Raw genomic sequence first — 7,630 nt, 5'->3', positions numbered from 1 at the left:
TAAGCGATAGGATAAATCCGCCCACTGTTGGTCAAAGACAAACTCTCCGTAACTGTGACCTTTGACATATATAGGTGCAGCAGCGATCAGCTGTCTATCTCGCCACACCGTTAAGTGATTGGGCAACCAACCGGTTTTAGCAGTAGCACTGCCAGATGTTTCAATAGTATTCAACCACTCCCACTCCAGAAAAGGGGTTTTTAGGGGTTGGGCAAGGTGATCCCAAGGGGATTGGGGAATATCTGCCATGCGGTTGACCCAGATAACGGAATAGTCAAGCTTGGGTTGTTGAACCATTGGGGTAATCTAGGATTAGGGGAACTTGAGATTGGTCAAGTCAGCAAGTCTGTTCGCGTAGCGTGGCCATTCGCGTAGCGTGGCCAATAGGCCAAGGCCAAGTCTGAAACAATTCCTTCGATCAATTACTCAGAAACTGGCATGTTTGTTACCTTGAGCCTTAACGTTTTTACAGTTTACTTCAAGTATGTAACTTCAAGTTTTATTTTATCGATCGAGGGAGTTATCAGACGAGATATGACCAGATATCCTGTCTCTTAGTTTAAGTTAAATTAACTTGACACCATAGGCTGGCATTGTACCTGCACCAAACAAGACCCCATCAGCGAGAGCCACTTGTTTTTCCAGATGGGCTAGAAAGGTTAGTAAATCTTTTACATAACACATCTAGTCACAGACTTCAAACCCTGAAGGTCTTGATAGTCAAGGAAAATCCTTGGCAGATCTACTCGCATCCGATCAGGTCAACGGCAGTTTGCCCTGATCATCAAGTCAGCTCTGCTACAGACACCAGCCTCACAACGGCAGATATTGTCGAGCTATCCGGTAGTGATTAACCAACAAGGGAAAGTTTTGACTGATCACTATCAAGAGCCCAGTGAGCTGATAACCTTCAATTGTTTCTCACCAAAAGCGTCTGCTTCTGAACTAGCAATGGTAATTAGACCCTTGATTTTACGGTCATCAATCACTGGCACGCTCAGAAATGACCGCACTCCTGCCAAATCCAAACCCCCAGATACTATCCCCACTACCTGCCCATCATTTCCAATCACTGGTAAAGAAACCACGGCAACCCACAGGTTACTCTTCGCCCGAAAAACTGTTGATATATAGGTGCGTCCCTTGATAGCTTGTTGAAAATAGCGGCGATCGGAATAGTATTTATCAATTAAATCTAATTCCGGGGCTTCTGGGTAGCGATAAATCATCACCCCCTGACGATTGATTAGACTCCAGCCCGCCAATCCAGCCATCGCGTTTTGCATCAGGGTGCTCTCTCGTAGTGCTTGCCCTAAGGCAGCAACATTTAGCGATCGCGTTTCCGAACAAAATGCTAGAAAACTTAGAGTAACAAACAGTCGCTTCAGGTCATTTTGGGCTAAATAAGCCACGGTTTTTGGGGCATCAGTTTCCTGTGATGCCACTAACTCCATCTGAATTTGGTCTGGTTGGAGGTCTAGGTCAGTTAAGCTAGCCAAGGTAATCAGTGCCAAAGCTAGCAATTGCTCAGCCGCAGTAGTAGTTGACTGCTGACCTAGCACAATAAGCAACCGAGTCTTTTGCTCTTCTAGAAGAAGCATACCACAAATTGGTGGGTCAATAGTTGCCTTGATTTGGTCAAAGATTGTTTGCCACACCGCTTGGTTGCCTGTCATAATTTTTAAACATAAATGTTTTTATATTAAGGGGCAATGATAGTGTAAAGGCTATTTAGCATCAGAATCTAGACCGTATTTCTCAAACAAACTCATAAATATAAGACTAACGGCTGAGAATAGTTGATCAGTTCATAAATTTTGGTATTTTGCGCGCGTCTTTCTGGAGTGGTCGATAGCAAAAGTTTGTTCCGACACGCTGATTTCGCTAGATGTTATGGAAGCGTCGAGAGATTTTCTACTGTTTGGGAAATGAATCGTGATCGAGAATCGTTGATTAAGATGGGGTGCTCTCAATCACAATCCCGTTAGTGGGGGAGATACTGTAAGGGTAGGGACGCTGATCTGCCTTAGCGCCACGAATTTTACTAATTCGCAGCCAATTTTTGTAGCCAATGTCTGCTCCGTTATTCATTTCATCCCAGTCAGGTGAATAAAGGTCTATTACCAGATCATAAAGGTTCAGTAAATTGTAGCGATCGCTTTTTTCGATTCCGTCCTGAGCAAAAATATCTAACACTGCCACATCAGGCTGACGGAGTTGGCGATTTTTGCGGTAGACCAGCTTAATAAATTCTCTAGGGGTACAGCTGATTAGTAGAGGCGTGAGGGAGTCAAAGATTACTCGACAGGGTTTAGGCATTTGCTCGAGCTGTTGCGCAATCCTGAGCAAAAGCATCTCCGGGTCATTGAGATTCAGGTGTACAGAATTTGCTGGCAATGTCTCTACCATGGGACTAAAGGTATCGAGGATCACCAACTGCCCTGCTTCCAGGTAGGGGTCAGGGAGTAATCCCCAACTTGGGAGGGTTTGATAAACTTGCTGCCTAGGAATATCGGCACTAATATATAGCACTGATTCTTGGCGATGCAAGCCTGAGAGCAAAAACTGATAGGCTAGGGTACTCTTACCCAGTCCGGGAGCGCCCTCCACCAAGCAAGCGGTGTTATAGGGGATTTTGCCTGGGAGCAATTGTTGCAGTGACCCAAACACTAAATAGGTCGTATCCCCAAGAAATTTTAATGATTCGGTGGTTGAGGGGGGGGATATTTGGCTGGGACTGTAAAATATCTCAATACCGTTTTCTGTGATTGCCATGGGGTGAGAACCACAGACATGGTCAGATGCTCGCATTTTAAACACTTCTAGATAGCGATCGCGTCTACGACCAACCAGTTCTTTTGATAGCACAATCATGCCATCGACAATGGTTTCTTCCACACCAAAGCTGGATAGGTGTCCAGTTTCATGAGCAGGGATACCTGAGATCAAGATACCCACTCCACCGATTTGTTGCATCAGGGTTGCCAATTGGAAGGTCTTTTCTCGCTGGATGGCTCGGTTATTGACTTTGTAGAGCAAGACTGATATTGAATCCACCACAAAACGTTGAGGCTGGAAGGAGGCGATTTCCTGAGCAATTTGATCTAGGTGTTCTTCAACCCGGATGTTAGTTTGGGTAACAAAGACAATGCGCAGCATTTCCTGTTGAATCAGAAGTTCTAAGTCCCAACCAAAACCGGCTGCCATCTGGGACAGATGAGAGGGGGTTTCCTCAAAAGAAAAGAGCAAACCTTTTTCCCCTCGGTCAACTCCAGCCATGAGAAACTGTAGGCCAAAGGTAGTTTTACCAGTGCCAGCAACTCCCGAGAGGATGATTGAACGACCGTAGGGGATACCTCCCCGCAACAGTTTATCCAAACCCGGAATTCCCATCACCATAAGCCCTGCTGGCACTGACCAACTCACCGACTTTTGCCTGAGGGTTAGGGTAGGGCTGAGAATCCGCACCCCCACATTAGTGATCACAAACGGAAATGGTTCCATATAGGGTGCCAGACCCCGTAATTTATGAACCTGTAACCAACGGCGTTGCTCCCCTGCCTCCTCATGGGTCGAAAGGTAAATAATGCCATCAGCCAAAGCAAATTCTGCACTGTTGCTAATCTGGGAGCGATCGGATTCACTCACTAAAAAAGTAGTGCAACGAGCACTGGCGAGGCGAACCGATAGTTCGTAGCAAAAACGGCGGAATTCACCACTTTTTTCGGTCAGGTCAGCAATGGCCTTAAAAGAGTCAATAACTATAACTTCTGCTTGATGTTGATTGACCAAACCCACTATATGATCCGCCAACCTAGGCATCGGTTGTTCAATTAAGAATGAACCGAGATCACTATAGATCACCTGCTCACCAAATACTTGAGCATCGAAGAATTGGAAGTGCTGCATATAACGCACCACCTTGAGGGTTGGCTCGGAAAGGGTACTGAGATAAAGAGCTCTCTTATGGGGTTGGTTCTTGATAGTGTTAAACAGAATCTGCTGCACCAAAATGGTTTTGCCAGTGCCAGGAGCCCCTGCCAAGATATTCAATGAGTAGATGGGAAAGCCACCGCCCAAAACGGCATCCAGATTTGGCACTCCTGTGGACATTAATTTGATTGTGGGCTTAGTCATTAGCCATTAGTGATTAGTCATTAGTGGTAATTTAACTAATAATCAATCCAAATAATCAATCAAATCGTAGCTTTGTAATAGGTTGTATTCTGATGTTCCCAGGTAATTACCATACCCTGCTGCTTGAGATTCTCTAACTCATGGAGCAAGTCTTGAGGGCTGAATCCAGTGCGATTGGCTAATTCATTGATGTCCATCTCCTCCACCCCCTGCAAGATTTTCATGATATTACGACTCTGGTTAAGCAACTCCTTAAAGCCATTGTCATTCGAGTAAGTATTATTAAAGACAGGCATTCCAGTCAGCACACCAGTTTGAGCTTGAATCACCTCGTCGATGCGAATTCCATCTGAGGTAATTTCAAAAAACCGGATTTCTTTGCTGTGGGGCGCTCCCCTGACCTTCATAATGTTTATGGCTCGTCCAATGCGACCGGATAGTTCTACATAGCGCAAGAGGATAACATTATCCACCACAAAGGATACGCCATGTTCACTCAACTGAAACGGTCCGAATAGCTCCCCAATTTCGTTGGTTACTATGGTGGTCACACCTTGAAGTTTAAACTGGTTCACTAAGGAGTAAATATAGTCTTTGTAGCGAACCTTATTTGGGGTGGCAATCTCAATATCCTTGAGAGAATCAAGCATAATCCGGCGAGCCTTAACCCTTTCTACAACAGCTTTAACTTTAGCAGCATGGATATCCGGCTGTAGTTCTACGGGAGAATCATACAGATGCACTAGCATTCGCTGCTTTTCCATGGCCTCTAAATCCCAACCTAAGGACAGGGCAATGGCTTTGAGCTGTTGGGGATTTTCTTGAAAGGTAACAATTACTCCAGGCTCCCCTTGGAGAATTCCAGCCACAATGAAGTGAAGTCCCATCAAGGTTTTACCAGTGCCTGCGCCTCCAGCAACCATAGTTGCCGTGCTATGCTGCAATCCCCCATCTAACATCCTATCCAGTTCAGGGATGCCAGTGGAAAGTTTTTGTTGGCTGGTCTTCTGCTTCGATGATAAGTTTTTCAGCATCTTAATCCGGGGATAGACTTCTATGCCAGTCTGACTGATTTCAAAGGGATGCAAGCCGGTAAAATAATTTTCCCCTCTGAGTTTGAGCACATCTAAATAACGCTGGTAGTGTAACCCCAGAGGCTGATTTTGCAGACGAATAATCCCATCGGCGATGGCAAAGATGGGTTGATGTTTAATTTCTTCGTCAGTGTATTCCCCTACTAAAAAAGCTGTTACTCCCCAAGTAGTCAGACGCACTGAGAGGTCGTAGCCAAACTTACGTACTTCTACGGGATCCGTTGCCAAATCATGAATAGCTTTAAAGCTATCAATGCCGATCAGCCCAGGTCGGTACTCCTTTACGTAATTAATAATGGCAGCGATCGCTTCTGTTAGACCCTGCTCTCGGATAATCTCGCCGATGTCGAGATAAATTACCGCAGTACCTACCTTACTGGGGTCAAAAAAATCAAACTTTTGTAGGTAGTGCAGTAATTTTACTGAAGGTTCCGATAGGGTAACGAGATAAAGGGCTTTGTGCTGTGTACTAGCATTGGTGTATAGTATTTGCTGGGTAAAGATTGTCTTACCAGATCCGGGTGGCCCAGTGATGATGTTAATGGACAATTCCGGAATACCACCAGCCAGAATCGAGTCTAGACCAGGAATACTAGTAGGCAGTTTACCTAAGGGCTTTGTCCGAGGCCTGATCATATAAGTTTTTTCCCTTCAATTTCCTTGAGTAATTGTCTGACTAGAATGTCGCCCGTCAAGATGGCTAGAATATCGATTAACGTTGTGACTAACTCTTTGAGGGCCTCAGGAATTAGTAACCGTTGTTCTGGTGAAACCTTTTGGCGAAACACCTCAAACGAAATTCCCTCGGCACTCGATTCTAAATAGCCAATCAGGGGATATTTTTCCGTTGTCAAAGCTAGAGCTCTTTCCATAATCGACACTACTGTCACTCTACCTAAGGTCGGCATAATCCGGCTCCAGATCGTGGTGAGCAAATCTTCGTAAATGTCGATAACTTCTTCTTTACGGGCCTCGGTCTTCGCCTGGTCAACTTGCTCCTGGACTTGCTGTTGAAGTAGTTGTGGCGATCGCATCTCCATTTCTCTATCAGGATCGCTCATAGCATTATCCTCAAATTTTCGTTCCCACTTAAGGTTAAGAAAACTATTAGTTGTAGTCATGGGTATCTATGGATAATTCCCAATGTATCCCATCAATTTACAAAGCTTATTCTACTTTTTAATTTAATGGATTTGGTTATATATTTTTTTAATTTTTGTTAATTTTATTTTTAATTTTGAATTAAAAATAACGAAACTTATTTTATTAAAATAAGTTTTATTAACAAATAATAGGGTTTATCATAGCTATGAGGTACACATAATTTTTTACCTTTTCCCTCTTACCTGCTAGTTGCTAAAAAGTTGCTGCCCCCTAAAACTCAGGAATCTGTACCTCATCTAAATAAGAATTGCTATAAACACAGGCTTTAAAGACAGGGCAAACGCATCTCACTTAGATTGACAAATAAGCAAGAGTGTGATATAATAACCAGGTTAAGTTGATCAACAAATATAAAATAATGAATTCATGACTAATTTTTAAGAACTCGTTGGCGTGTCTGACAAATGAAAAACGGCGTGTTGATGCAATAGCCACTCGCTATTTCATCAACACGCTGATTATATTTTGGTTGTAAAAGCTAATCAAAAACTTCTTTATTAAGAAGTAAAAAATTGGTTTAATTCAGCAATATAAGATGAATTGATATTAAACTAATATAGTTATGATAATCAAATATAATAACTAAAACTAAAAATATATATAATTAATGTCAATGTGTATAGTTAACTGTATGCTAACACCCAATAATTCTAGTAAATTGATTTTACTTATTTAAAAATTTCAACTATTCGATTTATAATCGAATAGTCTGCTCAATGCAATACCAGGGTAAGCGCAAGAAAAAATTGCCCATAATGTGCATTGGCTGGATATCGGTTGATCGTGGCTCGAAACCCCTATAATCTCGTAGAACTGTACTCGCAATAGAGTTAAGTTGTTGAGAATGACGCGGTCTTTTTCGAGGGTAAGCCACGGTTTATTGATTCTTGCGCTTACCCTGAATGCAATACCAATCAAATTAAGTCATAATCAGGACTATCTTTGGGAATATCCTGTAATAGTTAAAATTCAAAAATATATATTTTATAAAACTTGCTTAAGTTAGATGCGTTTACCCTGCCTTTAAGGATAGCAATACAATACTGAACTAAACCAATCAAAAAATTCAGTTGTTTTTATCTCGATTAACTGCTGAGATTAGCTAGTAGGATTAGGAAATGCGATCGCTTTTTTTTAGGGCGTTGCTTAATAATGGAATGATTTTAAGAGTTTTCTGGAATGGACATGTTGGTGGAATGGGCATCTTGCGTGGAACTGGCATCTTGGTAGAACTG

Annotated in this window: 5 protein-coding genes; all 5 read right to left on the bottom strand. The window is 42.8% G+C overall.

Annotated elements, in window-relative coordinates; translation table 11 throughout:
• A partial coding sequence (locus F6K20_RS16405) for a peptidogalycan biosysnthesis protein (protein WP_287295324.1) occupies window positions 1-297 on the bottom strand: 297 nt, incomplete at its 3' end.
• A 587-nt stretch (window positions 298-884) separates the two neighbouring features.
• Window positions 885-1,676 (bottom strand): hypothetical protein, encoded by a 792-nt coding sequence (locus F6K20_RS16400; RefSeq protein ID WP_287252708.1) that lies wholly within the window; start codon window positions 1,674-1,676, stop codon window positions 885-887.
• 277 nt (window positions 1,677-1,953) lie between these two features.
• Window positions 1,954-4,137 (bottom strand): DUF7125 family protein, encoded by a 2,184-nt coding sequence (locus F6K20_RS16395; RefSeq protein WP_008187414.1) that lies wholly within the window; start codon window positions 4,135-4,137, stop codon window positions 1,954-1,956.
• A gap of 59 nt (window positions 4,138-4,196) precedes the next feature.
• Complete coding sequence (locus tag F6K20_RS16390; RefSeq protein ID WP_008187417.1) at window positions 4,197-5,867, bottom strand: ATPase domain-containing protein; 1,671 nt, start codon at window positions 5,865-5,867, stop codon at window positions 4,197-4,199.
• Window positions 5,864-6,352, bottom strand: coding sequence for a hypothetical protein (locus tag F6K20_RS16385; protein ID WP_008187418.1), 489 nt, complete (start codon window positions 6,350-6,352; stop codon window positions 5,864-5,866). The genes F6K20_RS16390 and F6K20_RS16385 overlap by 4 nt, the downstream gene beginning before the upstream one ends.
• Window positions 6,353-7,630 lie beyond the last annotated feature (1,278 nt).

The sequence above is a fragment of the Moorena sp. SIO2C4 genome, from assembly GCF_010672485.1.
GTDB classification, from domain to species: Bacteria; Cyanobacteriota; Cyanobacteriia; order Cyanobacteriales; family Coleofasciculaceae; genus Moorena; species Moorena producens.
This window is presented reverse-complemented; position numbering and strand designations above follow the sequence as displayed.